This is a genomic window from Streptomyces sp. NPDC096152 (assembly GCF_044763235.1).
In the GTDB taxonomy this organism is placed as follows: Bacteria; Actinomycetota; Actinomycetes; order Streptomycetales; family Streptomycetaceae; genus Streptomyces.
Genome location: NZ_JBIWFW010000002.1, coordinates 909,105 through 934,856, shown reverse-complemented (window position 1 = coordinate 934,856; position 25,752 = coordinate 909,105). Strand labels below are relative to the sequence as shown.

Sequence of the window (25,752 nt, the reverse complement as noted above, 5' to 3'; positions counted from 1 at the left end):
TGCTCGACCCGGGCTTCCTCCACACCGCTCACTCCAGCGGAACCCTCAACCAGAGCCTGACCGCCCGCACCGTTGCAATCTTCCGGGTCGCGTTAGCAGCACCTGTGGTCGGTGGGGGTCAGTCCCGGGACGTTCTCGGCCATCCGCCCTCTTGGTCCTGGGCGGCTTCCTACGGTCAGCTCATGGTCGACCTGACCCGCCGCCATGGCACGGACGCGTCGAAACTGCCCCGGCGCGCAGCTGATCGAACGGACCAGCCCCCTCGCAACCACTCCCCCGGGCGCCGCTCTCATCCACGAAGCAGAGCACCTGCTCAGCCTCTTGGACGCAGTGCAATCCTCCGTCACCTGAAGTCGCTGTCGGCGATTTGTTCGGGGTAGCCAGAGACCCGCATGGGTTGCTGTGGCCACCATCCCCGCGAACTCCGCCGAGCGCGTCCCCGTCCGGGTCCTCGGCGGCCCCGCCGCACGGGCCGCCCGGGCCACCGCACGGACCGCCCGGGCCACCAACGCCGGTCACCCGGCGGCTCGCGGGAAACCTCGTGCGTGTCGCCGGAGGCAGCGGTGGTCAGGCCAGTTTGTCCGCCGACCGGCCGCCACCGGGTGGATGGGTGTCCCACCAGAGCTTGAGCTGGAGGGTCAGCCCGTTGCCCGCGGCTCGGACGTCCTCCCAGGCCGGCGGAGACCGGAAGAAACCGTGCGACAGGTGGTCCTTGCACTCCAAGCGCACCTTCCAGTGCTCACCGCGTGGGCCGATGTCCGTGACACCACGAGTGCGGCCGTGCCCGTACAGCTCCACTTCCAGGATGTACGAGCCCTTGTAGGGGGCTGCCTCGAGGCCGACCACCTCGACCCAGTCGTGCTCGCCGAGAACTTCGGACCCGAAGTCGTGCAGTCCCATGAGGAAGGGGGTGAGAAGGTCACTGATGTGTGCGGTGGTCTTCATGAGTTGTCAGCACTTCTTCGAGGCCACGCCGATCTTGTTGGGGTTGATGTACGCAGTGACGATACCCTGCGGGTTGATGTGGGGCTTCCTGCCCATCTTGCCGGGGTTCGTCACGACCTTGAACCGGCTCCTCGGAGGGCACTGCTTGATGACGTCGTCGAAGATCCTCTGTCCTGGCAAGTCGACGGTGATCGCCCCGGACTGGATGGTGTTCGCTATCTTGCGGTCGAAGGCGGTGGACCAGCGGCCCTTCTTCGTCAGGTGCCGGTAACCCCACGTGGAAGAGCCGCAGCGCAGGACGACAACGAGTTTCGGGCCGATCTTGGGTCCCCGAGTGTAGGTGCGGACGATTTTCGACTCGGCCGCGTGGGCGCACGGGTCCTTCTTGGCCTGCGCTACGGATGACAGTCCCCGATGGCCCATGTCCTGGGCCGACCCGGGAGCGGCCGCACCGGTAATCCCGATGACAGCAAGAGCAGTTGCGGCAAGCATGTGTCGCGCTGCAGGCATGTCTTCGTCCTCGGTTCAGGGAAAAGCAGGAGTGGTGGCGGGACTTCGACGAGCTTATGGATCACAGCACTTCGATCGCTATTGTCCTTTTCGGCAGTACTTGCTGGCGCCAGCTGGTCTCTGCGCGGCCTTCTTGGCGTGCCGCCCCTTTCCGACCGGACCGGTCGCCGCCCTCCGGGCTTGCCTGCCGCCCTTAACATGTCGGCCTCAGAAACAGGTACTGAGAGGTCGTTTTCACCTAAGTCGCCCGCTTATCGGATGAATCCTCGAGTGGTGGATGACGGTACGGGCGGGGTCGTAGAGATCGTCGATGCCGGCGAGTCGTGGGGTGTTGCGGATGGGACGGAAAGGGGCGTGATCCTGTCTCATCCCAGGATGCCCGGTCTTCGGGGTTGTGTGCTTCGCCCGCCGTTTCTGTGCGACTGGGCGCACTCGGTTCGCGGCGGTACGCCGGAAGCATGCCGAAGCGACGCCCGTATCCGAGTGATCTGTCCGATGCCCGCTGGGAGTTGATCGAACCGGTCCTGGCGGCCTGGCGTTTCGAGCGCCGCGGCCGGGCCCTGGACTTCGGCCGGCCGCCCGAGCACGACCTGCGCGACATCATGGACGCGATCTTGTACGTGGACCGCACCGGGGTTCAGTGGCGCTACCTCCCGCATGACTTCCCGCACTGGAACACGGTCTACGGATACTTCGCCAGGTGGCAGCAAGAAGGCGTGTTCGCCCAGCTCAACGGCCTGCTCAGGCAACTCTTGCGAGAGAAGGAGGGAAGGGAGGCCGAACCGTCGGCCTGCGTGATCGACGCGCAGAGCGTGAAAACCTCCACCAGCGCGCTCGCCTCCAGCCAGGGCATCGACGCCGGGAAGAAGATCGTGGGCAGGAAGCGGAGCATCGTCACCGACACGATCGGCCTTCTCCTCGCCGTGCTGGTCGCTGCGGCGAGCGTGCAGGACTCCATCGCCGGCACCCAGCTCCTGGACCAGGTCGCCGCCGAACATCCCCGCATCCGCAAGGTGTGGGTCGATGGCGGATACCGCCAGCACCTCGTCGAGCACGCAGCCGCCCTCGGCATCGACATGGAAATCATTCAACGCAAGCCCGGTACCAGGGGCTTCACCCCGATTCCGAAACGGTGGGTGGTCGAGCGGACCTACGGCTGGCTCATGCTCCACCGTCGGCTGGCCCGCGACTACGAGACCCTGCCCGTCCGCTCCGAAGCCATGATCCACATCGCCATGACCGACCTCATGGCCCGCCGCCTTACTGGCGAGAACACCATCTCCTGGCGCGACCCGACACCGCAGACCAAACACCAGATTCCGGGATGAAACAACGGGAGAAAACGACCTCTCAGAACACGACGATCCGCCGTCCGCGCACGCACGGCAACGGCGCACGGCATCACCAGCTCACTGAGGAAGAGCCGCACCCAAGTAGCCGTTGCCCAGGGTGCACAGACTCCCGCAGGCGTTCCTCGGCGGGGTCGTAGCCCTCGTACTCCCACAGCAGCCCCGGCACTCGGGCGGTTCCCCTTCCGGTGTCCCTCGTCGCGGTCGTCACCGTTCGGCCAGCAGGCCGGTGAGGACGCGGTCCGGGGTGAGGGGGAGTTCGCGGAACCGGATGCCGGTGGCGTGGTGGACGGCGTTGCCGAGGGCGGCGGCGGTCCCGACGATGCCGATCTCGCCGATGCCCTTGCTGCCCATGGGGTTGAGGTGCGGGTCGTCCTCCTCGATCCAGTCGGCCTCGATGCCGGGGACGTCGGCGTGGGCGGGCACGTGGTAGGAGGCGAGGTCGGCCTCGGTGAAGTCGCCGAACGGGGCGTCCATGGTGCTGCCCTCGGTCAGGGCCATGCCCAGGCCCATGATCATGCCGCCGACGAACTGGGAGCGCGCGGTGCGGGCGTTGAGGATCCGCCCGGCGGCGAAGACGCCGAGCATCCTGCGGGCCCGTACCTCGCCGGTGACGGTGTCGACGGCGACCTCGGCGAAGTGGGCGCCGAAGGCGTGCCGGGCGTACGGGGAGTCGGCGTCCGCCCGGCCGGCGGTGTCGGAACTGACCAGGAGACCCTCGGCGGGCAGCGGACCCGGGTGCTCGGCGAGCCGGGCCGCCAGGGCGGCGCACGCCTCGTGCACGGCCCAGCCCCATGAGGCGGTGCCGGAGGAGTCGCCGGCCAGCGACGCCGGGGGCAGGTCGCTGCGGCCCACCTCGGTGCGCACCCGGTCCAGGGGCGCGCCGAGGGCATCGGCGGCGACCTGGGCGAGGACGGTGCGCGCGCCGGTGCCGATGTCGGCCGCGTTCACCCTGATGAGGAAGGTGCCGTCGGGCAGGGCCTGGGCCGTGGCGGTCGACGGCCGGATCAGGACCGGGTAGGTCGCCGCGGCCACTCCGGTGCCGATGAGCAGTGGGCCCTCGGTCCGGGAGCGCGGGCGCGGGTCGCGCCGGTCCCAGCCGAAGCGGCGGGCGCCCTCGCGCAGGCACTCGGCGAGGTGCCGGCTGCTGAACGGCTTGCCGCTGCCGGGTTCCCTCTCCGGCTCGTTGCGGATCCGCAGCTCGACGGGGTCCACGCCGAGGGCCCCGGCGAGTTCGTCGACCGCCGACTCCAGGGCGTACATGCCGGGGGCCTCGCCGGGGGCGCGCATCCAGGACGGGCTGGGGACGTCCAGCGGCACCACCCGGTGGGAGCTGAGCAGGTGCTGGGCGGTGTACATGACGCGGGACGGCACCGCGGCCTGCTCCACGTACTCCCTGACGTGCGAGGTGTGCGTGGTGACCTCGTGCAGCACCGCGGTGAGGTGTCCGTCGGCGGTGGCGCCGAGGCGCAGCCGGTGCAGGGTGGGGGCCCGGTGGCCGACGACGGTGGGCATGTACCGGCGGGGGTAGGCCACCGTGACCGGCCGGCCGGTGTGCCGTGCGGCCATGGCGGCGAGGACGACGTCGGGGCGCGGGGTGCCCTTGGAGCCGAAGCCGCCGCCGACGTGCTCGGCCACCACGGTGACGTGCTCCTCGGGCAGGTCGAAGAGACCGGCGAGCACGGACTGGACGGTCGTGCTGCCCTGGCTGGAGGTGTACACGGTCAGCCGGTCGCCGTCCCAGTGCGCGGTGCTCGCGTGCGGTTCCATGGGGTGGTTGTGCAGGGGCGGCACCCGGTACTCGGTGTCCACGCGGACGTCGGCGGCGGCGAAGGCGCCGTACGGGTCGCCGTGTTCGAGGCGGCCCGGCTGAGCGCCCCCTTCGGGCTCGTAGGCGTCCGGGTGGTCGGGGCGGAGTACGACGTCGTGGTGCTCGGTGGCGTAGCCGACGCGGACGGCCCGGGCGGCGGCGCGGGCCGCCTCCAGGGTCTCGGCGACAGCCAGGGCGACGCACCAGCCCCGGTGCGGCACGTGGCGGTTCTGCAGGACGGCGAGGGTGGCGTCGTCCGTCTCGCCGAGGCGCGGGGCGTCGCCGGGGGTCAGCACGGCGAGGACGCCGGACAGCGCGAGCGCGGCCGAGGTGTCCACGCCGGTGACCCGGCCCCGGGCCACGGCCGCCGGCACGGGCCAGGCGTGGACGCGGCCGGGCACCGGGTACTCGGCGGCGTAACGGGCGTTACCGGTGACCTTCTCCCGCCCTTCCCGCCGCCCGGCGGGCGCCCCGAGGGCGGTGCCGGTGCGGGGGTTGGGGTGGGGGTCCTGCTCCAGGGCGCCGGTACGGGGCTGCCGGCCCTCGCCGGACTCACCCGAGGCGGCGGAGGCGGCGCGGGTGACGAGGTCGTCGTGCGGCAGAGCGGCGCCGGCCCGCGGATCGTCCCGGGCCGGTCCGGTGGCGGCCATCGGATCGTCGTGCGGCAGATCGGTCCCGGGCAGCGGGCCGCCGTGCTCCAGTGGGGCGTTCGCCATCGGTTCTCCTGGGGTCGGCCGGGTCCGGAAGAGGTCAGGCCGTCGCGGGTGCGGGGGCGAGGCGGTTCAGGACGTCCAGGGCGAGGTTGCGGGCGAGGGGCACCTTGTAGGCGTTGTCGCGCAACGGCTCGGCGCGGTCCAGTTCCAGGGCCACGGCGCCCTCGAAGGCCTCGGGGGTCGCCGCCGCGCCCAGCAGCGCCGTCTCCGCGTGGTGGGCTCGCCAGGGCCGGTGGGCGAGGCCGCCGAAGGCGAGCCCCACCTGGTCCACGACGCCGTCCGCGACCCGCAGGACGACGGCCACGGAGGCCAGGGCGAAGGCGTACGAGGCACGGTCGCGGGCCTTGCGGTAGGCGGAGGGCACACCGGCCCGGGCGGCCGGCAGCAGGACGCCGGTGATCAGCTCACCGGGGCGGATCTCGGTGTCCCGCTCCGGACGGACCCCGGGCAGCCGGTGGAAGTCGGCCACCGGGATGCTGCGGCCGCCCTCGGCGCCGTACAGCTCGACCCGGGCGTCGAGGGCCGCCAGGGCGACGGCCATGTCGGAGGGGTGGGTGGCGATGCAGTGCGGGGAGTGGCCCAGCACGGCGTGGTCGCGGTGCACGCCGTCGCGGGCACCACAGCCGCTGCCCGGCTGCCGCTTGTTGCAGGGTTTGTCGAGGTCCTGGAAGTAGGGGCAGCGGGTGCGCTGGAGCAGGTTGCCGCCTGTCGTGGCGGCGTTGCGGAGCTGTCCGGAGGCGCCCGCGAGGAGCGCCTGGGACAGCACCGGGTAGCGGTCGCGGACCAGCGGGTGGGCGGCGAGATCGCTGTTGCGGACGGTGGCGCCTACGCGCAGCGCGCCGTCCGGCAGTTCCTCGACCGAGTCCAGCGGCAGCCGGCCGACGTCGATGAGGACGCCAGGGGTCTCCACGCCGAGTTTCATGAGGTCGACGAGGTTGGTGCCGCCGGCGAGGAAGTGGGCGCCAGGGTGGGCCGCGTAGGCCTCGACGGCCTCCTCGACGCCGGTGGGCCTGAGGTATCCGAAGCCTTTCACCCGATCACGTCCTCCACCGCCTCGACGATGCGCGGATAGGCGCCGCACCGGCACAGGTTGCCGCTGAGCCGCTCGCGGATCTCGGTCCCGTCCAGCGGCACGGGCCGGCCGGAGGGCTCCGCCGGGTCGGTGACGTGGGACGGGTGACCGGCAGCGGCCTCGGCGATCATGCCCACGGCGGAGCAGATCTGCCCGGGTGTGCAGTAGCCGCACTGGAAGGCGTCGCGTTCCAGGAAGGCCCGCTGGAGGGGGTGCGGTTCCTCGCCGTCGCCGCCGAGGCCCTCGATGGTGGTGACCTCGCTGCCGTCGAGGGTGACGGCGAGCAGCAGACAGCCGTTGACGCGGCGCCCGTCCACCAGGACGGTGCAGGCGCCGCACTGGCCGTGGTCGCAGCCCTTCTTGGACCCGGTGAGGCCCAGGTCCTCGCGGAGCAGGTCCAGCAGGACCCGCCGGTGGTCGACGAGCAGGGTATGGGGTTTGCCGTTGACCCGGAGGGTGATCTCCGAGTGCGGGTCGAGCGGTTTTTCGCTGGTCATGGCAGGGAGGGTCTTCCGGACGGGTCGTGGTGTCCGTGCACACCGCGTATCCAGGCTGCGACGCCTCACACGTCCCGGCCACTCCGTGCCCCCTGCCCCTGCCGAAGCGTGGCGTGTGCCGTTGCGTGGCGGAAAGGCGGCCAGTACGAGGCTGACCAAGGCTGCCACGAGGACGATTACGCACACGGTATGGACGCCCGCTGTGATGGGCGCCTCCACCGATCCCGTTGGGACGGAGAATCCTCGCCGGAACTGTGCCGACGACGTGCCGTTGGTCGCGCCGGGCTCGGACACGGTGACGGCGCCGGTGATCAGTGGGCGTCGAGGAGACCGCCGGCCCGCGCCGAGTGATCGTCGTTGATCAGCGCGAGGCGGTCAGGGCGGCCAGGTAGCCGTCCAGGAGCTCGACCTGCCGCTGGGGCGGGAGCGCTCCCGGGTCGAACAACGCCTGGACCACCAGGCCGAGGATGAAGGCCTGGGCCCCGGCCGCGATCTGGGCGGGGTCGCCGGGGGGCAGTTCGCCGAGCTCCTGGGCCGCGGCCACCCGCTCGCTCAGCCGGTCCCGGCTTTGCGCGTACTTGCGGGCGTAGTCGGTGCTCAGGGTGGGGTCGGAGAGTGCGGTGTCCCAGGAGGAGACCCAGATGCGGTTGCTGTCGGTGGCCTCGGGGGTCAGCGGGAGGATGTCCAGCAGCGCGTCCCTGAGGGCGGCCAGACCTTCGCCCGTGTGGCGGCGGGGGCGGGAGGCGGTGCGCTGTTCGAGCAGGCCGAGGGCGTACTCCACCAGCGCGTGTTTGGTCGGGAAGTAGTGCGTGAGCAGGCCGGTGGTCGCGCCGAGTTCGGCGGCGACGGCGCGCAGGGTCAGGCCGGCGAAGCCGCGGGTGGCCATGACCTGCCAGACCGCTGCGGAGACGTCGCGTCGGCGGGCCTCGTGATCTCCCTTGGTGCGTGGCATGCTGCCACGGTACATTGCCGTAACGCTTGTTATGTGAATGGGGAGGGTTGCATGTTCTCGGCGTCGCTGCGCGACGGTGCTCACCTCGGTCCGCTGGAGGTCTGGCATGCCGAGGAATTCGCCGATCATCTGGACCGGGCCCGCGAGCACATTCGGCCCTGGGTCGGCTCCGCGTTCGTCACCGACGACGTGAGCGGGGCACGGGCCACACTGACGCGGTATGCCGAACGCCAGGCCGGTGACGGTGCCCGCCTGTACGGCATCTGGCGGGACCAACTGCTGGTCGGCGGCGTGATGTTCACCGCGTTCGATGCCACTGCCGGCGCGTGTGAGATCGGCTGCTGGCTTGAGCCGTCCGCCGAGGGCCACGGTCTGGTCACGCAGGCGTGCGGCGCGTTGCTGGACTGGGCGTTCACGTCTCGGGGGCTGCACCGGGCCGAATGGCACTGCCGGGCCGACAACGACCGCAGCTCGGCGGTGGCCAAGCGGCTCGGCATGACGCTGGAGGGGGTGCGCCGCGAGGCATGGCCGTACCAGGGCGTGCGCTACGACAAGCAGCTCTGGGCGGTCCTTGCCCCCGAATGGCGAGCCCTGGACCGGTGACCGGCGACGGCCTCGCCCGGCAGGCACGCCGTCGCTTCAACAACCTTGCGAAACGGGAGTCATTGTGCACGAGAGGGTACGACGAGTGCGTGCTGTCCTGCGGGAGCACGGCATGACCGGCGACGTGGTCGAGCTCCCGGCTGCGGCACCCACTGCCGCGGCAACAGCCGCCCAGCTCGGCTGCGCGGTGGGAGCGATCGCCAACAGCCTGGTCTTCTCCGTCGACGAGGAGCCCCTGCTCGTCCTGACCAGCGGAGCCCACCGGGTGGACACCCGCCTGGTGGCCCGTCTCCTGGGGGTGGGCCGCGGCAGGATCCGCCGCGCCGATCCCGCGTTCGTCCTGGCGGTGACCGGCCAGGAGGTCGGGGGCGTGGCGCCGGTGGGCCATCCCCGGCCGGTGCGCACGCTGGTCGATGCCGCGCTGGAGGAGTATCCGCACCTCTGGGCGGGCGCCGGCATGCCGCACACCGTCTTCCGTACCACGTTCACGGAGCTGGTGAAGCTAACCGGCGGCGAGGCCGCCGTGGTCGCCGACGACTGAACCCGGCAGGCGGCCCCTGCGCGCCGGCCTTGCCCAGCCTTCCGCGGCAACACCGACCAGTACCCGATCCCGTGGCCGTCGTCCCCGGCGGTCGGCGGCCCTGCCGGAACGGAGGATGCATGTGAACGGCGGCCTGTACGTACTGACGGTGGCGATTTGGGGTTCCACCTGGCTGGCGATCAAGGGACAGCTCGGAGAAGTCCACCCGACGGCTTCGATCGCCTACCGGTTCGCGCTGGCCGCCGCGGTGATGCTGGCATGGGCCGCCTTACGCGGTCTGCCCCTGCGCTACCCGCCGCGCGTCCACACACAGTTCGCCCTCACGGGCGCGCTGATGTTCTCCACCAACTTCGTGTGCTTCTACTTCGCGAGCAGGACCTCGCCACAGGACTCGTCTCTCTCATTTTCGCCATGTCGCTCCCGGTGAACACCGTATTCGCGCGCCTGTTCTTCCGCCGCACCGTCGCTGGACGAGTCCCGGCCGGCGGTGCGGTGGGCCTGCTGGGCATCGGCATCGTGTTCTGGCCCGACCTCACCGGCCTCGACCTCGCTTCCGGAACAGGCCGGGGCATAGTCCTCTCGCTCCTGGGAACCGTGGTGTTCTGCCTGGGCAATGTGCTATCCGGCAAGACCCAGGCCGCAGGCCTCCCGGTGATCCAGAGCACGGGTTACTCCATGGCGGGGCCCTGACCCCGAGTCCTGGAGACGGGTTATGCGGCTGGTGCCAGCGTAGTTGATGTTGTTTCGGACGCTGTCTCGTAAGCGATCGGGCTGCGGTGCCCGAGGCGGGAGTGACGGCGTCGGGTGTTGTAGCGGTTGAGCCAGCGGAACGCGTCGAGGCGGGCTTCGCGCTCGCTGAACCAATGCTTGCGATCCTGGAGCGTCTCGCGTTTGAACGTGGCGTTGAAGGACTCGGCAAGTGCGTTGTCGGCCGAGCTGCCGACCGCGCTCATGGACTGACGGACGCCGACTCTGCGGCAGGCGTCGGCGAACGCCCGGCTGGTGTACTGGGCGCCGTGGTCGGTGTGCATGACCGCTCCGGCGAGGCTGCCGCGGGTGCGTTCGGCGGCGGTCAGGGCGTCGATGACGAGGTCAGTGCGCATGTGATCTGCGATTGCCCAGCCGACGAGGCGGCGTGAGGCGAGGTCGATGACGGTGGCCAGGTAGAGGAACTTCCCGCCGTCCACGGGGAGATAGGTGATGTCGCCGACGTACTTCGTGTTCGGCTCGCTCGCGGTGAAGTCGCGGCCGATCAGATCCGGGTCCTTCACCGCGGCCGTGTCCGCGATGGTGGTGCGGTGCCTGCGACGCAGCCGCACGCCTGCCAGGCCCATGCTTCGCATCACCCGCGCGATCCGCTTGTGGTTGATGCGTTCGCCGTCCTCGCGGAGCTCGGCGGTGATCCTGGGGACGCCGTAGGTGCCGTCCGACTCGCGGTGCACGGCCCGTATCCGTGCGGCGAGAGCGGCGTCGGCCGCCTGCCGGGCGGCCCGGTCCGCGGCGGTGCGGCGCCAGTAGTAGAAGCTGGAGCGGGCGATGCCGAGGATCGTGCACAGCCGCTTCACGCCGTAGCGGCGCTGGTGGTCGGCGACGAACTGGAAGCGGTTCACCAGCGCGTCTCCCCGGCGAAATACTTCGCAGCCTTCCGCAGGATCTCGCGTTCCTCCTCCAACTCGCGGACCTTCTTGCGCAGGGCCGCGTTCTCCGCCTCCAGCGGCGTGGGCGGCTCGGCGTGCGCTTCCGCCCGGCGTCCCCGTGGCCGGCTCGCTCCGGCCGCCCGGACCCAGTTCCGCAACGTCTCCGGGTTCACCCCCAGATCAGCGGCGACCGACCTGATCGTCGCTTCCGGCCGCGACTCGTACAACGCGACCGCGTCCGCCTTGAACTCCGGCGGATAGTGCTTCATGACCACGGGACATCCGTTCTCCTGGACTCAAGATCCAAGTGTCTCGGGTGTCCAAGATCCCGGGTCAAGCCCCGGAGCCGTGTGGAGGCGGGCTTACCATCCCGGTAATGCCAACTGCTCAACACCGAGGGGGAAGCTCGTGGCACAGCTCGTCCGGCAGCAGCGCGTGGGTGCGTATGTGGGGTATTACGCTTTCGGGCTGCAGGAGTCTGACGACGCTGACCTGCCTGTTCCCTTTCCGGACGAGTTCGACACCGGCGTTTTCCTCAGTACGCATCCCGGGCGGCTGGACATCACCAGCGGCGGCCACACCCACACCGCTACGGTGGACATCGAGGTATGGGACGGGCCCGCGCCTATGCAGGATGCGGCCGGCTGGGATGAGCAGGCTGAGGCCGACTTCGAGTCGACGTCCGGTCAGGTCGCCGTGTGGTCCATGCTTACGGGCCGGTCCGAGGATGTCATCACGTTGGCGGATTGCGGCGGGTCATGGCGTGTCCGCGTCTGCTGCGTCGGCCGGGCCGAAGCTGCGGCCTTGTCGGAAGGCGAAGGCACCGGTTATGGGGTGGAGCGCTACCTCATCCAGTTCTGGCCAGCCAAGGCGTAGGAAGAGGTTCGCTGCGGCGGGAGCGACAGGTTCTGGTTGCGCTCCCCGCCGCAGGTAAGTCAGGTTAGGAGACGATCTTGACGATGAAGCCGTCGTCCAGCCCGTCGATGATGCGGTTCTTGGCGTAGAAGCTCTTCAGGAGGAGGCCGCCGGCCTGGTTGTCGTCCTTCGGGATGGGCTTGACGGAGAAGTTGAACTTTCTCACTTCCGGGTCGTACTCGGCTTCTGCGGCTCCCTCGTAGGTGCTGGCGAAGGGGTACTCATCGCACTCCTTGCCGCCGCTGGCATAGTTGGGGCCCCAGTACCGTTTGCACTGCTTGACCGCGGCGGCGCGGTTCTTGTCGATGCGGGCACTGCTGACTGTGCGGTGCAGGGGGTCTTTCGCCGTCTGGCCGGGCACCTTCTTCGCCGACATGTAGGGCTTGGTGTCCTGCGGGACGAGGAAGGCCTGGCGGATGTGTGCGGCCTCGGCCTGCTCCTCGGCGCCCTGCTTCGCGCTGAGGGCGAGGGCGGTGACGTAGCTGAAGGTGGCTGCGCCCTTCTTGTGCGGGTTGCCGCCGCCGGTGGAGTTGGCCAGGTAGGAGGCGGATTCCCAGCGGGGAGCGAGCATGAACAGCTTGCCTCCCTGTCCGCCGGTCATGGTCCACCCGGGCGGCGGCGCGTAGCTGATGGCCGGTTCATAGACGGCGAAGAGCACGTCCAGGCTTCTGCTGCCCTGCCCGGGCTTTGCGGTGACCGTTTCGTGGAAGGTGCGCTGGGCCTTGAGCTGCGTGAAGGTCTTCGTCCCCGGCATCTGCCCGCCGCGGGTGTACTTGGCGCCGGCCGGCCAGCTCTGCGGGATGTTGCCCTTGGTCGTGATCGGCATGGTTGCCGCGCCGGTGGTGCCGGTCGTGGCGAAGTCGGTGAAGTAGTAGCGGAAGTCGATCGTGCGGCTGTTCTTGGCGATCGTGCCGACGACGCGGACGTTGAACATGCTCTCGCCGACCGGCTGGTTGTTGCGCACCCACGTCTGCAGAAACGACGCGCCGTCGCATACCGCGAACCGCGACTTGACGAAGAACGACTTGTCGCTACCCAGGCCCTTCTTGCACTCGTCGAACGTCATCGTCCTCGCCGGTTCCGGAGCGGTCGCCGACGTACCCGCCAGCGCACCGTGCGAGACAGGCACCACACCCGACGCCCTGTGCGACAGCGGCGCATACGACGCCGCCGGGCCGACCGTCTCCAGGGGGAGACGCGCCTCAGGCTCCGCCTGCGCCGCCAATTCCTGAAGGCGCTGCATCCCCGATCCGCTCCGCAAGTCCTGCAAAGACGGCTTGGCCGCCCCTGCGGGCAGGACATAGGACTCCATCCGCAATTCCGCCTGGCCGCCCGCGCTCGCCGCCGGCGCAACCCCCGACGCCACCGCGAGCGCTGTCCCCGCCGTCAGAACCCCTCGACCAAGCCGCCACCACGCTCTTTTCATCAAACGAACCCCCGGAACATGTGCGGTGCCGGGCCTCACGCCTGACACCTGGTCACCCCACACCTTTCCGAACAAATGAGCGAGCGCAAGGGAGTGTTCGCGACGTCCGACCGGCCTGAGGTGTGCTCTGTGCCGTGCGGGCCGCGGCAACTGGGGGGCTGTCCGGATGGCGAGCGGGTCCGCCGGGGCGAGCAGCGCGCTGATGCAGTGGGCGAATCCCTGGCCTGAAAGGGGCAGTTCGGTGCCGGGTTCCCGGAGGTAGCCAGCGTGAGCGCCGGGGACGGTAGGCCATGAGGTTGTGTGGTGGAGCCGCTGGTGAGGGGGCGGGTGGCCGGGTGCTACTCGGCCGCCAACACCCACCGGAGCGAAGCTGCTGAAGCCCACGGTCGAGGACCGCACTGTGCCCCTGCTGCGGCCGAAATGCGGCAACATCATCACATCGCAGGCCGGCCCTGAAAAGGACGGACGCCGCCTGTCAGGCCCGTCAAGTGCATACCAGCGGCCAGCGGCCGAAGGGCACGAGAGGCCGGGGCCGCCGCGGTCTGCGTATCTGCCTCGCTGCTGGCGGCAGCCGTCACGAGGAGGCCGCCAGCACCCCGAGCCACAGCCCGACTGCTGCGCACCGTGTCCCCTGACCCGTGCCCGCCGCCACCGTACCGGGCCGCAGAGCGGTGGCAGCGCCCCACGCGGCACTGCCACCGCCGACAAGCCCTACGCCGCCGACATGCCACCCCTGGACCCGGACTCCGTCCGCCCGTTCCGTTCTCTCGACCGGCCCGCCGGGGATCTCTTCGACACGTCTGAGCCCGTCTGGGGCGCAGCACAGAGCCTCGAAGACGTCCTGACCTCCCTGCCCGGCCTGCACCCGGCCGACCCCGCCGATTCCGGCACCCCGGGCGACAAGCGCTCACCAGGACAGGGAGATCTGACCATTAGAGTGCCGGGCCTGTCACTGGGCCGGTCCGCCCGCCGCACCTTCGCCATGTCCGCAGGTGGATTCGTCTCGGCCCCGGGGCGGGCGCGGGTCAGTTCTCGGAGGGGATACGGGCGGCGATCTCCCGCGCCAGACGGTCCGCCTCCGGCGAGACCGGCCCAGCCTCCTGTGCGATGGTCACCAGCAGTCGCAGCAGGTCCTGTGCCTCTTCCAATGTCAGCAGCGCCAGTCGGGGACCAGTGGTCTGCAGCGGAGCGAAGTCCGCTGCCTGCAGATCGAAGAGGCCGTCGTCGTCCATGACCGAGCAACGTACCCGGAGCCCACAAGGTCAAGCCCACAACCGGAAAGGAGACCGACCCCGGAAGAGGGAGACACCAGCCGGTGCGGCAGGCGGAGTCCCCTGCCAGCGTGCTGGGCTACGCGCTGCGCGGCCGTCGCCCCGATGTCTTCTTCGCCGCTGTCTTCTTCGCGGTGGTCTTCTTGACCGGTTGCTTCTTCGGGCTTGGTATCTCGTGCACCTCGGCCTCGCCCGGCTTGCCACGCGATGCCTTGGCCCGGGCTACGGATTCGTTCAGCGCGGCCATCAGATCCAACACCTTGCCCGGCTCGGCCTCCGGCTCCGGAACGCGTCTGGAACCCACCGTCCCCGTTGCTGTTCCAGTGGGACCGCGGCGGCGAGAGATCCCGCATGTCGGGCGAGTTCATCCCCAGCGCGCTCGGAGAGGTCCTCGTCTTCATCGGCCTCACCGACTCAACCGGCCAGCCTCTGGTCTTCGCGCCGCACGACTTCCGCCGCCTGTTCATCACCGATGCCATCCGCTCCGGCTCCCGCCTCACATCGCGCAGGTCATCGCCGGCCACGCCAACATCAACACCACGATGGGCTACAACGCGATCTACCCAGAAGAGACCATCGAAGCCCATCGCGCCTTCATCACCCGCCGCCGCGCCCTGCGGCCGGCAGAGGAATGCCGCACCCCCACCGACACCGAGTGGGAGGACTTCCTCGGCCACTTCGAACGCCGCAAGCTCTCCGTCGGCACCTGCGCCCGCGCCTACGGCACCGCCTGCATCCACGAACACGCCTGCGTCCGCTGCTCCCTTCTTCGCCCTGATCCCGCCCAGCGCGGCCGTCTGGTCGAGATCCGCGACAACCTCATCGACCGCATTGCTGAGGCAGAACAGGAAGGCTGGCTGGGCGAGATCGAAGGACTCCGCATCAGCCTGACCGGCGCTGAGTCCAAGATCAGCCAGATTGACACGGCGTCCGAAGGAGGGCCGGTACTCCTCGGCATGCCAGCACAGCGATAGTCCCTCGGCACCTGCTCTTCCGTTGCCGATCCGGCCGCGCGCCGCCGCGCACGATAAGAGCAGTGATACCTAGAGCTAACTGAACCGCAAAGGGTTCTTCGCGAACATCTCTTTGCGAAGAACTCTTTGCGGACTACGGTGTGTCGCATGGCTGATGCAGTGGAGAGGCCGAATGGCCCGAACGTCGAAGAGGACGCGGTTGTCCTGGATGCCAAGGGGCTGCGTGCCCTGGCGCATCCGGTGCGCGTGCAGCTGGTCGGGCTGCTGCGGAAGTACGGTCCGTCGACGGCCACCCGCCTCGCGGAGCGGCTGGGGGTGAATTCCGGTACGGCCAGCTACCACCTCCGGCAGCTCGGCGCGGCCGGTTTCGTTGAGGAGGACACTGAACGCGGCAACGCGCGAGAGCGCTGGTGGCGTTCGATGCACCGGACTACCTGGTTCAACGATCCGGAGCTGGTCGAGCGGGAGCCCGAGGCCGCGCTGGCCTACCAGCAGTCCGTCGCCGCCATCTACACCCTGCGCACGCAGCAGACCCTGAACGGGCTTCAGACGATGCCCCGCGCATGGCGGAACACCTTCGACATGAGCGACTGGGCCTTGCGGCTCACGCCCGAGGAAGCCGCCGCCCTGTACCGGGAGTTGGCGGAAGTCATCGCGCGCTACCGGCGAGACGCGCCGGAGACGGCGGCAAGTGCCCCCGAGGGAGCCGAACGGGTCGCCGTGATCACGCAGATCCTGCCCGAACTTGATGCGCTTGCCGCGCCGTCGCTCCCTTCCGGTCCTCAGGAAGAGGAAGGAAGCCCGACGTCATGACCGACGACGCCTCGGGGGCCGGCGGCATACCCGGCAGGAGGTCCTTACGGCCGCTGGGCGGGGTGCTGGCGGCCATGGCCGTGTCGCTGACCGGCACGCGGATCTCCGTTGTCGCACTGCCCTGGTTCGTCCTCGTCACCACCGGCAGCGCCACCCAGACCGGACTGGTCGCCTTCTGGGAGATGACTCCCTACGTGGTGGTCAAGGCGTTCACCGGGCCGCTGGTGGACCGGATCGGCCCGCGGGCCGTTTCCTGGACGACCGATCTGGCCAGCGCGACCGCCGCCGCCGCGGTTCCCCTGCTCCACGCCCTGAACCTGCTGCCCTTTCCCCTTCTGCTGGTTCTGGTCGCGCTGATCGGCGCGGCCCGGGGCCCGGGCGACCTGGCCAAGGAGGTGATGGTCCCGGAGGCGGCCGAGCGCGGCCGGGTTCCGCTGGAGCGGGCGACCGGTCTGGCCGGTGTGATCGAGCGGCTCGCCTCCACCGTCGGCCTGGCGGTCGGCGGATCCCTGGTGGCGCTGCTCGGTCCCCTGACCGGACTCGCCGTCAACGCGGGCTGCTTCGCCCTCGGATCGATGATCATCAAACTTGCGCTGCCTCGCGGCATGGGGCACGCGGCCGAGGACGCCCCCTCGCCGGCCGGGGAGACGGGACCGGGCTACTGGCGGCGGTTCGGCGAGGGCTTCACCTTCCTGCGCAGCGAGCCGCTGCTGCTCACCTTCATCGTCATGCTCGCCATCACCAACCTGCTGGACGCGGCGATCACCTCAGTGCTCGTACCCGTCTGGGCCAGGGAGTCCGGCAACGGGCCGACCGCGATCGGCCTGATGGGCAGCATGATGGGGGCCGCGGCGGTCGGCGGAAGCCTGATCGCCGCGGTGCTGGCGCATCGGCTGCGGCGGCGGATGGTGGTTCTCACCGGGTTCCTGCTGGCCGGGGCACCGAGGTTCCTGATCCTCGCCTTCGATGCCCCGTTGGGGGCGGTACTGGCCGTCTTCGCCCTCAGTGGGTTCGGTGCCGGCTTCGTCAACCCAGTGCTGGGAGCCGTCCTCGTCGAGCGGGTGCCGCGCAGGATGCTGGGCCGGGTCAACGCGCTCGGTGACTCACTGGCCTGGGCAGGCATCCCTCTCGGCGGGCTGCTCGCAGGGGCGGCGGTAACCGCTGCCGGACTCGTGCCGGTGCTGTTCGCCTGCGGCGCCGCGTACTTCCTCACCACGAATCTGGCTGGACTGCGGCCGGAATGGCGTGAGATAGACCGTACGCGTGGGCGGGCTGTTGTGAAGCATCATTCCAAGGAAGACGCCTCGCAAGGCAGCGCGGAGGTAGCGACATAACGCCTACGGGAGGGAGGGCGAACATCTGATTGCCTTCCGCTCCCTATGGCCGTCCTCACGCCTCACGCACACACAGGTGCCTGCTGGTCGAGCGTGGTGTCGTCCTGGTCGGCGACGGAGACCAGGGCCACGATCCGCTCGGTGCTCCCCACTGTCAGCCGCTAGAAGCTCCTCGCGCTAATTCAGAGAAGTGACCAGGCCGAAGGAGATGGCGCCGGACCGAAGTAGGGGTCGGTGGCGGCCAGGGCGCGGGGAGATGGTTCGAGGCATGCGAGGCACCTTCCACTGCCGGGCCCCGAGCACCTCCAGGCTACGAGCCCTCCCCCGTCCCAGCATCCAGAGCATCGCCGACCGCTTCGGCAGAAATGATCAGGAGGCCCGAAGGGAGGGTCATGCGCCAGACAGTCCCTTGGAGGTAGTCCCCAATCCTCGGCACCCGGAGCGGCCACCGTTCGCGGCTCGCCCACCGTACTGGCCGGGTGCCTATTTCTCCGTCCGGCTACCGGGCCAGCGTTACAGTGACCGGGACATCAGGGCAGCCGTTCAGCGCTTCTGACAAGGCGGCGTATTCGGTGGCATCGATGTTCGAGCCCCAGCGGGTCTTGTCGGTGACCCAATCGGTGACGTACTTGCAGCGGTGGCCACGGTAGCCACGTGCTGCGGTCTGCCTTCTCCCTGCACGACATGACCGTCGGTGGAGGGGTACGACCACGTGCAACGGCTCGTGGTCGGCGTACGCCTGCTCCGCCGTCTTCCTTATATGCGCCGGGCCTTGAGGGCTGGGACGAACTCGACGTCGCCCAGCACGCCGACCTCATCGGTTGGCGCGGCGGCGGACCCGCGCCGAGATGAAGGCGGCAATGGACATCGTCCGCTTCTGCGGCAACCTGCCACTGGCGCTGCGCCTGGTCGGCTGCGGACCGACAGCCAGAACCCGAAGGCCCGATAAGGAACTTTTGCCGGACTCCTTGAAACTCATGAAAACCACGGCACCTGCGCCATAAATCTGCAGGCCACGCAGTTTGCTCCCCGCACCCGCGGGGGTGGTCCCGGCGGCTCGTTGATGGGGCCACGGTCGCAGTTCTGCTCCCCGCACCCGCGGGGATGGTCCCCGGGAGCTGACACTGCTCCTGGTCTCATTCCGCTGCTCCCCGCACCGGGGATGGTCCCGACAGCGGATGCCGTGCGTCCAGGCCGTATCGCTGCTCCACGCGCCCGCGGGGATGGTGGGGCACCGACGGAATGCGCTGAACCTCCCGGATCCAGGGGACCCATCGCTCCGCGCGGATGGCGGGCAGTACGGTGAGCTCGAGGACACCGAGCGACGCCCAACCCAGGCCGGACAGATGCTGCCACTCGGGCTCGGCGGCTACGAAGCCCCGCACCGATGTCGGACCGCACATCGGGTGACCCCACTGTTGCTGTCGGGACGCAAAGGGCGTGGCACTCGGCGATCGGCTTGCCGAGAAGCTGCACGAGCGCCGAATGGATGCTTGGGTTCGTGACGCCGCCTGACGTAAGCAAGAGCTTCAAGGTGCCTCCAAATTCGCGCGCGGAAGGTGGATGTGCCTGAAGACCCGGGACCGGGCTGGAACTCATCGTTGAGCTTGTTCCGCTTTGACGGACACCAGCGGTGTGGTGGTCAGGCCGCGAGGGTGGCCTCGTAGACGGCGGGTGTGCGGTAGCCGAGACTGCCGTGCAGCCGCCGCAAGTTGTACCAGCTCTCGATTCACCCGAATATCGCGGTGCGGGCGGCGGCCCGGCTGGGCCAGGGACGGGCGTCGGTCAGCTCGTTCTTCCGGGTGGCGAAGAACGACTCGGCCAGGGCGTTGTCCCAGCACTGCCCTGTGCGGCATGCCGAGAGCCTGACGCCGAACTCCATTGCCAGGGGGGTGAATTCACGGCTGGTGTACTGGCAGCCGCGATCCGCGGTGGTTTGGTACGCCCATCTGAGGCGTCGGCGTCAGGTGAGGGAGGAGAATGAGCGGCATGACCATGGTGAAAGACATCGAGGCCCGCGGTATGCAGCACTGCGAGACGACGGCGCTGGGCGTGCTGCTACGGCACGAGGGGCTCGACTTGTCTGAGCCCATGTTGTTCGGGCTCAGCTCCGGGCTCTCTTTCATCTACTGGGACAGCAAAGGCATGGGCTTTCCCTTCCTGGGAGGTCGGGTCAAGCCATTCGAGCTCACCAGGAACCTGGCCGTCGCACTCGGGCTCGAGCTGCTGGTCGAGGAGACCACCTCCCCGCGCAGGGCGTGGCAGAACGTAGCAACACCCATCGACGTCGGCCGGCCGGTTGCCCTTCAGCTCGACAGCTACCACCTGGACTACTTCAGCACCAAGGTGCACTTCGGCGGCCACGTCGTGGCCATGTACGGCTACGACGAACAGGACGCCTACCTGGTGGACACCGACCCGCAGGGCGGAGCTGTCACCACCAGTCTCGCCAGCCTGGCCAGGGCCAGGGCCGAGCGCGGCCCCATGACCGCCAAGCACCGCTCCTTCACCATCAAAGTGCCCAGTAGCCTGAGGACACCGCAGGACCGGATCATCCCCGCGATCAAGACCTGCGCCGACGCCTTCTTGAACCCGCCCATCGCGAACCTGGGCCACCGGGGGATCGAAAAGACCGCCAAGCAAGTGCCGAAGTGGCTGCAGCGCAGCGACAATCCGCGGGAGGACCTGCCACGGGCTGCCGTCCTCATGGAGAGGGCCGGCACCGGCGGTGCTCTGTTCCGCAATCTCTACCGGGACTTCCTTGCCGAGTGCGCCCAGCTGACCGGCAGCAGCCACCTGCGCACCGGCCACAGCCTGTATACCGAGGCCGCCACCCTCTGGACACAGGTGGCCGCACTCATCGCGGCAGCAGGCGAATCCGGCGACGCGAAGAACCTCACGCAGGCCGGCTCCATCCTCCACGAGCTCTCGCGCATCGAACGCGACGCGATGCAGGCACTCAGCCTGCTTTAGGCACTGGGTCAGCGGCGGCCGCCCCGGTTCCCGTCATCCAGCCGTGCGCCACTCGTGCGAGGTTTCGGCACGGCCGTCGGTGTGCCTACTGACCTGCAAAGCGTGATGTCGGAGGGTTGACGGCCCAGATCCCTGCGGTATCTCGCGTGCATGAGGTAGGCCCAGGGCGATGGCCTGACCGGTGAACGCCGCGCCAGCCCGCGCCGCTGGCGCCACCGGCGACGGAGAGAACGAGGTCAGCATGAGCTGGAGCGGCAAGCTGCAGAAGCTGACGACCGAAGTCGACATGGCCACGCCGACCGGGTCGCCATGGAGAAGGACTCCGACGGGACAGCATGAGCCGCATCCTGCGGGCGCCGCGTGGCTGAGTGCCCGCCCCCACCGTCTTGGGACGGGCACTCTGCTGTTCAACGCCGTGCGCTCCTCCACACCCCCACAGCCGCCCACCCGAGCCCGATGGCAAGCAGCAGATCGAGCGGGTCCCTGTGTCTGGCCGCGCTCATCAGCCCACCGAGGCTCAGGCAGCCCAGCAGCAGGGCAAACAGCGACCACACGATCTTCATGGCGTCCCCCAAGGCGTGCACAGCCAGGGCGGCAACGTAGAACTGGTCTCTGTCCGCCACCCCCGGCACCCGAAGACCGACAGCCGATCACCGGTCGGGGGCTTGTACGCATGCACGGGGTGGCGTGGCTCGTAGGCTGGCTGTGCTCGGGGCCTGCTGCGGAGGTTGGTCATGCCCCGAACCATCTGGTCAGGTGCTATCTCGTTCGGCCTGGTCACCGTGCCGATCCATGTTCAGTCCGCCACCGAGGACCACTCGATCCGTTTCCACCAGTACCACCTCGCCGACATGGGCCGCGTCCGCGTCCGCAAGATGTGCGAGCTGGAGGACCGAGAGGTACAGCAGTCGGAGATCGGCAAGGGCTACGAGTACTCCAAGACACAGGTCATCCCCATCAGCGACGCCGAGCTGGCGAACCTGCCCCTGCCGACAGCGAAGGCCATCGAGATCGACGCGTTCGTGCCGCTGGAGACGATCGACCCGATCCGGCTCAGCGAGGGCTACTACCTCTCCCCCGACGGGCAGGTCGCCGCCAAGCCGTACAAGCTCCTCCGCCAGGCCCTCGCCCGCGCCTCGAAGGTCGCTGTCGCCAAGTGGGCATGGCACGGCCGCGAGCGGCTGGGAATCCTCCGTACTGGCGGAGATCACTTATTCCTGGCGTGCGGTATTCCCTACGCTCAGGCTCTGCGACGCTGCGGCCACAAGTAGCCGAGTTGCCTGGCGAACTCTGGTGAGCCACCGCAGACCTCGGCGGCTTGGCGCGGGTCAGTTGCGACGAGTTGCTCAGCGAGCCGTTCAGCTTGGCCTACCGGGTCGTCACTGGAGATGGCGAGGATCATCCGGAACTGCAGCCATGGACGGTCTTCCCTGATAGCAGAGCGGCCTGGATGGAAGAGGAAGACGTTGACCTGGTCCGGTTCCCAGGGCCAGGCGGACACGGCGCCGAGTTCGCACTCCCACCCCGCGAGCCAGTCGGTGCGTTCTCGGAGGTCTTTCTCCAGCAGCCGTGCAACGGTCCGCGCCGGCCATTCCCAACTGCGGTCCGCGGTCGCTCGGTCGACTTCTCTCTGGTACTCCTGAGCCTCAAAGCGGAAGGCAGGCAGGTCAACCTCGTCCTCGTCGGGATTGCGCCACTCGTCCCAGAGCACATAGTCGCCCTCGCGTTGGATGGTCACGTAGAGAGCGCCGCAGCAGCCTTCGGTGCATGACGCCTCGGCCAGCAGCACCTCGTGCGGTTCAGACGCAGCAGCGAGAGGGCCGTCCGGTACCAAGAGGTACTGGGGATCTACGCCCGGACCCGCTGTAAATGCGTCAGCCAGGATGTCTTTACCATCAACCAACGCCCGGACCTCCACGTTTGCACCCTTCTGGGGGGATCAGGAACGACAACGCGAAGGGTGAGGCAACGCTTCTCATCAGTCACCGCACGATTGTCCAATGCGCCGGGACCGGACGTATCGCCAATTTGGGGTTGAGGTCCTCGGCTCGCGCCGCGATGTAGCTGCTCCAGTCCCTCTTCGCCCGATGCACCCAGCGGACAGCAGTGTTGATGTGCATGTCGAAGAGGTCAGCGAGGACTGCAGCGGGGAGATCGAGAGCCAGTGTGATGCGAGCGGTGTTGCGGACTGCCGTGACCCTGATGCCGTGCCGGTTGAGCTTGTTCGCAAAGGCAGATGCATGGGCAGGTCGCCAGGTACCCGGCCCGGGAAAAGGAACTGAGTGGTGCCAATGGCCCGACCCACAGCCGATCGATCGCGAGGCGATTCGGCAAGCTCAAGCACCAATTGAGCCAGGCGAGGTGGGAGCACGACGGGTTTATCCCCAAGCTTGAGAGCGGTGCTGTCATTCCCGCGGTTGAGGTCTTCTAGCTGCAGTTGCAGAACGCGTTGGACAGTGACGCCGAACAGCAGGCCCAAGGCGCCGGCGACCCGGACGTCGATCGGGAGGTCGACGTCGTTGAGGCAGCGCCTGAGCAGCTGGGTGTACCGGTCTTCATCGATGAATTGCACGGCGTGTCCATCGCGGGGTGCCGGAACCGTGATCGAGCCGACGATGCGGCGGCGGACTGCCCAGTCCAGGAAGCAGCGAATGGTGTATCGCTGGCGGGGGCCGGAGATAAGCCAGTGGTCGATGTCCTCCTGGCACAGGGTGTCGAGCGACTTTTCTTGCTCGTCGATCCAGGTCAGAAAATGCAATGCGATTCTGATCCTGGACTTTGCACGGCGGTCTTCGGCTCCGCCTGCCAGTCCGACCCCATCGCCGCGGGCCTTGGGCGCGGGTCAGGCGAGAGGCAGCTGCGCTCGCGGCGACGTAGAGTGTGCGGCCAGACACGGTTGCAGCTGTTAACGACGGGATCTGCGAGGATGGAGGGCATGACTGTACGGCGCAAGAATCATGTGACGGTGTCCGGCCGTTCCGGGGGGCCGGTGGTCATGCTTGCGCATGGGTTTGGGTGCGACCAGAACATGTGGCGGATGGTGGTGCCGCTCCTGGGACGCGACTTCACAGTGGTGCTGTTCGACCACGTGGGAGCGGGGCGCTCCGATCTGTCGGCGTGGAGCAAGGAGCGCTATTCCACGCTGGAGGGCTATAGCGAGGATGTGGTGGAGATATGCCGTGAGCTGGCCCTCGGCCCGGTGACGTTTGTGGGGCACTCGGTGAGCGCGATGATGGGCGTTCTGGCCGCGGCACAGGAGCCGGAGGCGTTCGCCGGTCTGGTGCTGCTCGCTCCATCGCCGTGTTTCGTCGACGATCCGGCCGCCGGCTATCGCGGCGGGTTCAGCGCCGAGGACATCGATGATCTTTTGGAATCGCTGGATGCGAATTATCTGGGATGGTCGGGGGCCATGGCCCCGATGATCATGGGTAATCCCGAGCGTCCGGAACTGGGTGACGAGCTGACCAACAGCTTCTGCCGCACCGATCCGGACATCGCCCGCGTCTTCGCACGGGTGACGTTCCTGTCCGACAACCGCGAAGATCTCGCCAAAGTGGGCGTGCCCACCTTGGTCGCGCAGTGTTCCCGCGATGCGATAGCACCCCCGGAAGTCGGAGCGTTCGTGCAGTCACGGATTCCCGGCAGCCGACTGGTCACCCTGAACGCGACCGGACACTGCCCCCAACTCGCCGCACCAGAGGAAACGGCTGCCGCGATAACCGACTTCGTCAAAACCGCTCTATGATGTGCACGTCGGGCGACGGCGAGAACGGCGAGCACTTGCTACCCGAGGAACAATCCGGTGACGATCACACGGCGTTCTGCGCGCAGTTGGAGGACAGTGCCGAGGATCTGTACGAGCACGCGCCGTGCGGCTACCTCTCCACGCTGCTGGACGGCACGATCGCAAAGATCAACACGACACTTCTGGACTGGCTCGGTTACACCCACGACGACCTGGTAGGCCGCAAGACCTTCTCCGACCTGCTGACCGCAGGGGGCCGGCTCTACCACGAGACCCACTTCGGCCCGCTGCTGCGCATGCAGGGCAAGATCAGCGGGATCGCCCTGGAACTCGAGGCGGCCGACGCCAGTCGTCTTCCCGTGCTGGTGACCTCTACGGTCAAGACCGGAAACGACGGGCAGCCGCTGCTGATCCGCACCTCCGTCTTCGACGCCCGCGACCGTCGCGCCTACGAGACCGAACTGCTGCGCACCCAAAAGCAAGCAGAACGCGAACGCGAAGAACTCAAGCGCCTGAACGCCACCCTGCAGCGAACGCTGCTGCCCCCGACCCTGGTGAACGTGCCTGGACTGGACGTGGCCGCGCACTACCACATTGCCTCCACCGACAAAGTCGGCGGCGACTTCTACGACCTCTTCCCTCTCGCCGCCGGGACGTGGGGACTGTTCCTGGGTGACGTATGCGGCAAGGGCGCCGCCGCCGCGGCTATCACCTCCCTGGCCCGTTACACCCTGCGTGCCGCCGCCGTCTACAACCCGGACCCGGCCGCCGTCCTGAGGAACCTCAACACCGTCCTCCATCACGAATACAACGGGCACGATCCGCGGTTCTGCACCGTCATCTTCGGACTGCTCACTCCCGACGCCGATCAAGGCGGCTTCCGTATCACCCTGGCCAGCGGCGGCCATCCCCCGGCGCTGCTCCTGCGCGCCGACGGAAGCGCCGACTTCCTTCCCACCCCCGGCGGACAGCTCCTCGGCGTCCTGCCCGAGGCCCACATCGCCACCACCGCCATCCGCCTCGAGGCCGGCGACACCCTACTGCTTCACACCGACGGCCTTACCGAAGCCCACACGGCTTCGAACAGCGCCGACGGCCGCTACGGAGACGAAGCCCTCCTCGGCTTCGCCCAAGCCCTGGCGCCCACCACCGCGTCCAACGCCATCGCCGCGGTCCGTGCCCTGCTCGACACCTTCGGTACCGGCGTCGACGACGACACCGCCGTCCTCGCCATCAACGTGCCCCGACCCACCAGTGAAGAGCAGCCGTGACTCAGCTCACCGTGCACACCCGAACCACTGCCGCCGGGCCGGTCATGGAACTGACCGGAGAACTCGACTACAACAGCTGCTCCCAGGTACGCGAGCTCCTGCCCGCACTGACCCTGCAGGCAGGCCAGCAGCTGGTCATCGACCTGGCCGGCATCACCTTCTGCGACTCAAGCGGCCTCACCGCCCTGCTCGCCGCTCGCAATCACGCCCTCGCCGTCCAGGCCGGCATCGCGTTGGCTGCAGTCCCCGGCCACCTGATCCGCGTCTTCAGCATCGTCGGGCTGGACCAAGTCTTCCCCGCTCACCCCACGGCACAAGCAGCCGAAGCAGCCTGGACACCACCCGCGACCCAACCCTGAAGAGGGCGGCGGAGGCGGAACGGAAGAGAGAGGCCCATGTCA

The 25,752-nt window shown here is 68.8% G+C and carries 26 protein-coding genes and 1 pseudogene; 14 read left to right on the top strand and 13 right to left on the bottom strand.

From position 1 onward, the window contains the following. Nucleotides 1-567: 567 nt before the first annotated feature. Nucleotides 568-945 (bottom strand): hypothetical protein, encoded by a 378-nt coding sequence (locus tag ACIQ9G_RS09895; protein ID WP_392196251.1) that lies wholly within the window; start codon nt 943-945, stop codon nt 568-570. Nucleotides 946-951: 6 nt separating this feature from the next. Then, entirely contained in the window at nt 952-1,455 is a 504-nt protein-coding gene (locus ACIQ9G_RS09890; protein ID WP_392196250.1) for a hypothetical protein, read from the bottom strand. 458 nt (nt 1,456-1,913) lie between these two features. Between ACIQ9G_RS09890 and ACIQ9G_RS09885 the strand changes: the two genes are divergently transcribed. Then, nucleotides 1,914-2,783, top strand: coding sequence for an IS5 family transposase (locus tag ACIQ9G_RS09885; protein WP_403607796.1), 870 nt, complete (start codon nt 1,914-1,916; stop codon nt 2,781-2,783). A 228-nt stretch (nt 2,784-3,011) separates the two neighbouring features. Here the strand turns inward: ACIQ9G_RS09885 and ACIQ9G_RS09880 are convergent, their stop codons facing one another. The 4 genes from ACIQ9G_RS09880 to ACIQ9G_RS09865 all read right to left on the bottom strand — a co-directional run bounded on the left by ACIQ9G_RS09880 (nt 3,012) and on the right by ACIQ9G_RS09865 (nt 7,848). After that, entirely contained in the window at nt 3,012-5,330 is a 2,319-nt protein-coding gene (locus ACIQ9G_RS09880; RefSeq protein WP_403607794.1) for a xanthine dehydrogenase family protein molybdopterin-binding subunit, read from the bottom strand. Between the two features lie 34 nt (nt 5,331-5,364). Further along, entirely contained in the window at nt 5,365-6,360 is a 996-nt protein-coding gene (locus tag ACIQ9G_RS09875) for an FAD binding domain-containing protein (RefSeq protein ID WP_403607792.1), read from the bottom strand. After that, nucleotides 6,357-6,896: a 2Fe-2S iron-sulfur cluster-binding protein gene (locus tag ACIQ9G_RS09870; protein WP_359553583.1), complete on the bottom strand. Its 540-nt coding sequence runs from the start codon at nt 6,894-6,896 to the stop codon at nt 6,357-6,359. The genes ACIQ9G_RS09875 and ACIQ9G_RS09870 overlap by 4 nt, the downstream gene beginning before the upstream one ends. Before the next feature lie 361 nt (nt 6,897-7,257). Continuing rightward, nucleotides 7,258-7,848: a TetR/AcrR family transcriptional regulator gene (locus tag ACIQ9G_RS09865; protein ID WP_403607790.1), complete on the bottom strand. Its 591-nt coding sequence runs from the start codon at nt 7,846-7,848 to the stop codon at nt 7,258-7,260. Between the two features lie 51 nt (nt 7,849-7,899). Between ACIQ9G_RS09865 and ACIQ9G_RS09860 the strand changes: the two genes are divergently transcribed. The 4 genes from ACIQ9G_RS09860 (at nt 7,900) to ACIQ9G_RS09845 (ending at nt 9,682) form a co-directional block, all read left to right on the top strand. After that, nucleotides 7,900-8,451 carry a GNAT family N-acetyltransferase gene (locus ACIQ9G_RS09860; protein ID WP_403607789.1) on the top strand — a complete coding sequence of 184 codons (552 nt, stop codon included), beginning with the start codon at nt 7,900-7,902 and terminating at the stop codon, nt 8,449-8,451. Nucleotides 8,452-8,563: 112 nt separating this feature from the next. Further along, nucleotides 8,564-8,992 carry a YbaK/EbsC family protein gene (locus tag ACIQ9G_RS09855; RefSeq protein ID WP_403607788.1) on the top strand — a complete coding sequence of 143 codons (429 nt, stop codon included), beginning with the start codon at nt 8,564-8,566 and terminating at the stop codon, nt 8,990-8,992. A 115-nt stretch (nt 8,993-9,107) separates the two neighbouring features. Next, on the top strand, nt 9,108-9,419 hold the full coding sequence (locus ACIQ9G_RS09850) for an EamA family transporter (RefSeq protein WP_403607787.1): 312 nt from the start codon (nt 9,108-9,110) through the stop codon (nt 9,417-9,419). Then, on the top strand, nt 9,404-9,682 hold the full coding sequence (locus ACIQ9G_RS09845; protein WP_403607785.1) for a hypothetical protein: 279 nt from the start codon (nt 9,404-9,406) through the stop codon (nt 9,680-9,682). Before ACIQ9G_RS09850 ends, ACIQ9G_RS09845 begins: the two co-directional genes overlap by 16 nt. Before the next feature lie 20 nt (nt 9,683-9,702). Here the strand turns inward: ACIQ9G_RS09845 and ACIQ9G_RS09840 are convergent. Further along, a protein-coding gene (locus ACIQ9G_RS09840; RefSeq protein WP_403607784.1) for an IS3 family transposase occupies nt 9,703-10,904 on the bottom strand; the annotation gives its coding sequence in 2 pieces (ribosomal slippage) (nt 9,703-10,619 and nt 10,619-10,904; 1,203 coding nt in all). A gap of 133 nt (nt 10,905-11,037) precedes the next feature. On the opposite strand from ACIQ9G_RS09840, the gene ACIQ9G_RS09835 reads away from it, so the two are divergent. After that, a complete protein-coding gene (locus tag ACIQ9G_RS09835; RefSeq protein ID WP_403607782.1) occupies nt 11,038-11,505 on the top strand; it encodes a hypothetical protein in 468 nt (155 codons plus the stop codon). A gap of 64 nt (nt 11,506-11,569) precedes the next feature. Here ACIQ9G_RS09835 and ACIQ9G_RS09830 read toward each other — a convergent pair whose 3' ends face one another. From ACIQ9G_RS09830 to ACIQ9G_RS09820, 3 genes are all read right to left on the bottom strand, one after another. Then, nucleotides 11,570-12,856 carry a NucA/NucB deoxyribonuclease domain-containing protein gene (locus tag ACIQ9G_RS09830; protein WP_403607781.1) on the bottom strand — a complete coding sequence of 429 codons (1,287 nt, stop codon included), beginning with the start codon at nt 12,854-12,856 and terminating at the stop codon, nt 11,570-11,572. Nucleotides 12,857-13,995: 1,139 nt separating this feature from the next. Next, complete coding sequence (locus tag ACIQ9G_RS09825) at nt 13,996-14,202, bottom strand: DUF6417 family protein (RefSeq protein ID WP_403607779.1); 207 nt, start codon at nt 14,200-14,202, stop codon at nt 13,996-13,998. A 118-nt stretch (nt 14,203-14,320) separates the two neighbouring features. Next, on the bottom strand, nt 14,321-14,488 hold the full coding sequence (locus ACIQ9G_RS09820) for a hypothetical protein (protein WP_403607777.1): 168 nt from the start codon (nt 14,486-14,488) through the stop codon (nt 14,321-14,323). Nucleotides 14,489-14,783: 295 nt separating this feature from the next. Between ACIQ9G_RS09820 and ACIQ9G_RS09815 the strand changes: the two genes are divergently transcribed. The 3 genes from ACIQ9G_RS09815 to ACIQ9G_RS09805 all read left to right on the top strand — a co-directional run bounded on the left by ACIQ9G_RS09815 (nt 14,784) and on the right by ACIQ9G_RS09805 (nt 17,362). Then, entirely contained in the window at nt 14,784-15,215 is a 432-nt protein-coding gene (locus ACIQ9G_RS09815; RefSeq protein WP_403607776.1) for an integrase, read from the top strand. 147 nt (nt 15,216-15,362) lie between these two features. Then, nucleotides 15,363-16,028 (top strand): ArsR/SmtB family transcription factor, encoded by a 666-nt coding sequence (locus ACIQ9G_RS09810; RefSeq protein WP_403607774.1) that lies wholly within the window; start codon nt 15,363-15,365, stop codon nt 16,026-16,028. After that, nucleotides 16,025-17,362 (top strand): MFS transporter, encoded by a 1,338-nt coding sequence (locus ACIQ9G_RS09805; RefSeq protein WP_403607772.1) that lies wholly within the window; start codon nt 16,025-16,027, stop codon nt 17,360-17,362. The genes ACIQ9G_RS09810 and ACIQ9G_RS09805 overlap by 4 nt, the downstream gene beginning before the upstream one ends. A gap of 1,729 nt (nt 17,363-19,091) precedes the next feature. On the opposite strand, the gene ACIQ9G_RS09800 is transcribed toward ACIQ9G_RS09805, so the two are convergent. Continuing rightward, nucleotides 19,092-19,244, bottom strand: coding sequence for an integrase core domain-containing protein (locus ACIQ9G_RS09800; RefSeq protein WP_403607770.1), 153 nt, complete (start codon nt 19,242-19,244; stop codon nt 19,092-19,094). Between the two features lie 107 nt (nt 19,245-19,351). Here ACIQ9G_RS09800 and ACIQ9G_RS09795 point away from each other — a divergent pair, with 107 nt between their 5' ends. After that, on the top strand, nt 19,352-20,335 hold the full coding sequence (locus ACIQ9G_RS09795) for a BtrH N-terminal domain-containing protein (RefSeq protein ID WP_403607957.1): 984 nt from the start codon (nt 19,352-19,354) through the stop codon (nt 20,333-20,335). A gap of 407 nt (nt 20,336-20,742) precedes the next feature. Here the strand turns inward: ACIQ9G_RS09795 and ACIQ9G_RS09790 are convergent, their stop codons facing one another. Beyond that, entirely contained in the window at nt 20,743-20,958 is a 216-nt protein-coding gene (locus ACIQ9G_RS09790; protein WP_403607768.1) for a hypothetical protein, read from the bottom strand. A 111-nt stretch (nt 20,959-21,069) separates the two neighbouring features. Here ACIQ9G_RS09790 and ACIQ9G_RS09785 point away from each other — a divergent pair. Further along, nucleotides 21,070-21,555 (top strand): annotated as a pseudogene (locus tag ACIQ9G_RS09785) (Ku protein); the annotation flags it as partial. 20 nt (nt 21,556-21,575) lie between these two features. On the opposite strand, the gene ACIQ9G_RS09780 reads toward ACIQ9G_RS09785, so the two are convergent. Further along, entirely contained in the window at nt 21,576-22,253 is a 678-nt protein-coding gene (locus tag ACIQ9G_RS09780; RefSeq protein WP_403607766.1) for a hypothetical protein, read from the bottom strand. A gap of 1,017 nt (nt 22,254-23,270) precedes the next feature. Between ACIQ9G_RS09780 and ACIQ9G_RS09775 the strand changes: the two genes are divergently transcribed. Genes ACIQ9G_RS09775 through ACIQ9G_RS09765 form a run of 3 tightly spaced genes read left to right on the top strand, consistent with a single transcriptional unit; the run spans nt 23,271 to nt 25,710 of the window. After that, nucleotides 23,271-24,080, top strand: coding sequence for an alpha/beta fold hydrolase (locus ACIQ9G_RS09775; RefSeq protein ID WP_403607956.1), 810 nt, complete (start codon nt 23,271-23,273; stop codon nt 24,078-24,080). Next, nucleotides 24,080-25,351, top strand: coding sequence for a PP2C family protein-serine/threonine phosphatase (locus ACIQ9G_RS09770; RefSeq protein ID WP_403607954.1), 1,272 nt, complete (start codon nt 24,080-24,082; stop codon nt 25,349-25,351). The genes ACIQ9G_RS09775 and ACIQ9G_RS09770 overlap by 1 nt, the downstream gene beginning before the upstream one ends. Further along, on the top strand, nt 25,348-25,710 hold the full coding sequence (locus ACIQ9G_RS09765; RefSeq protein WP_403607765.1) for an STAS domain-containing protein: 363 nt from the start codon (nt 25,348-25,350) through the stop codon (nt 25,708-25,710). Before ACIQ9G_RS09770 ends, ACIQ9G_RS09765 begins: the two co-directional genes overlap by 4 nt. Nucleotides 25,711-25,752 lie beyond the last annotated feature (42 nt).

Excerpts from the sequence above, each read along its gene's own strand:
- ACIQ9G_RS09895 (WP_392196251.1), bottom strand. The coding sequence starts at position 945 with ATGAAGACCACCGCACACATCAGTGACCTTCTCACCCCCTTCCTCATG.
- ACIQ9G_RS09890 (WP_392196250.1), bottom strand. The coding sequence starts at position 1,455 with ATGCCTGCAGCGCGACACATGCTTGCCGCAACTGCTCTTGCTGTCATC.
- ACIQ9G_RS09885 (WP_403607796.1), top strand. The coding sequence starts at position 1,914 with ATGCCGAAGCGACGCCCGTATCCGAGTGATCTGTCCGATGCCCGCTGG.
- ACIQ9G_RS09880 (WP_403607794.1), bottom strand. The coding sequence starts at position 5,330 with ATGGCGAACGCCCCACTGGAGCACGGCGGCCCGCTGCCCGGGACCGAT.
- ACIQ9G_RS09870 (WP_359553583.1), bottom strand. The coding sequence starts at position 6,896 with ATGACCAGCGAAAAACCGCTCGACCCGCACTCGGAGATCACCCTCCGG.
- ACIQ9G_RS09865 (WP_403607790.1), bottom strand. The coding sequence starts at position 7,848 with ATGCCACGCACCAAGGGAGATCACGAGGCCCGCCGACGCGACGTCTCC.
- ACIQ9G_RS09860 (WP_403607789.1), top strand. The coding sequence starts at position 7,900 with ATGTTCTCGGCGTCGCTGCGCGACGGTGCTCACCTCGGTCCGCTGGAG.
- ACIQ9G_RS09855 (WP_403607788.1), top strand. The coding sequence starts at position 8,564 with ATGACCGGCGACGTGGTCGAGCTCCCGGCTGCGGCACCCACTGCCGCG.
- ACIQ9G_RS09850 (WP_403607787.1), top strand. The coding sequence starts at position 9,108 with ATGCATGTGAACGGCGGCCTGTACGTACTGACGGTGGCGATTTGGGGT.
- ACIQ9G_RS09845 (WP_403607785.1), top strand. The coding sequence starts at position 9,404 with ATGTCGCTCCCGGTGAACACCGTATTCGCGCGCCTGTTCTTCCGCCGC.
- ACIQ9G_RS09830 (WP_403607781.1), bottom strand. The coding sequence starts at position 12,856 with ATGGAGTCCTATGTCCTGCCCGCAGGGGCGGCCAAGCCGTCTTTGCAG.
- ACIQ9G_RS09825 (WP_403607779.1), bottom strand. The coding sequence starts at position 14,202 with ATGGACGACGACGGCCTCTTCGATCTGCAGGCAGCGGACTTCGCTCCG.
- ACIQ9G_RS09820 (WP_403607777.1), bottom strand. The coding sequence starts at position 14,488 with ATGGCCGCGCTGAACGAATCCGTAGCCCGGGCCAAGGCATCGCGTGGC.
- ACIQ9G_RS09815 (WP_403607776.1), top strand. The coding sequence starts at position 14,784 with ATGGGCTACAACGCGATCTACCCAGAAGAGACCATCGAAGCCCATCGC.
- ACIQ9G_RS09810 (WP_403607774.1), top strand. The coding sequence starts at position 15,363 with ATGGCTGATGCAGTGGAGAGGCCGAATGGCCCGAACGTCGAAGAGGAC.
- ACIQ9G_RS09805 (WP_403607772.1), top strand. The coding sequence starts at position 16,025 with ATGACCGACGACGCCTCGGGGGCCGGCGGCATACCCGGCAGGAGGTCC.
- ACIQ9G_RS09800 (WP_403607770.1), bottom strand. The coding sequence starts at position 19,244 with ATGGAGTTCGGCGTCAGGCTCTCGGCATGCCGCACAGGGCAGTGCTGG.
- ACIQ9G_RS09795 (WP_403607957.1), top strand. The coding sequence starts at position 19,352 with ATGACCATGGTGAAAGACATCGAGGCCCGCGGTATGCAGCACTGCGAG.
- ACIQ9G_RS09775 (WP_403607956.1), top strand. The coding sequence starts at position 23,271 with ATGACTGTACGGCGCAAGAATCATGTGACGGTGTCCGGCCGTTCCGGG.
- ACIQ9G_RS09770 (WP_403607954.1), top strand. The coding sequence starts at position 24,080 with ATGTGCACGTCGGGCGACGGCGAGAACGGCGAGCACTTGCTACCCGAG.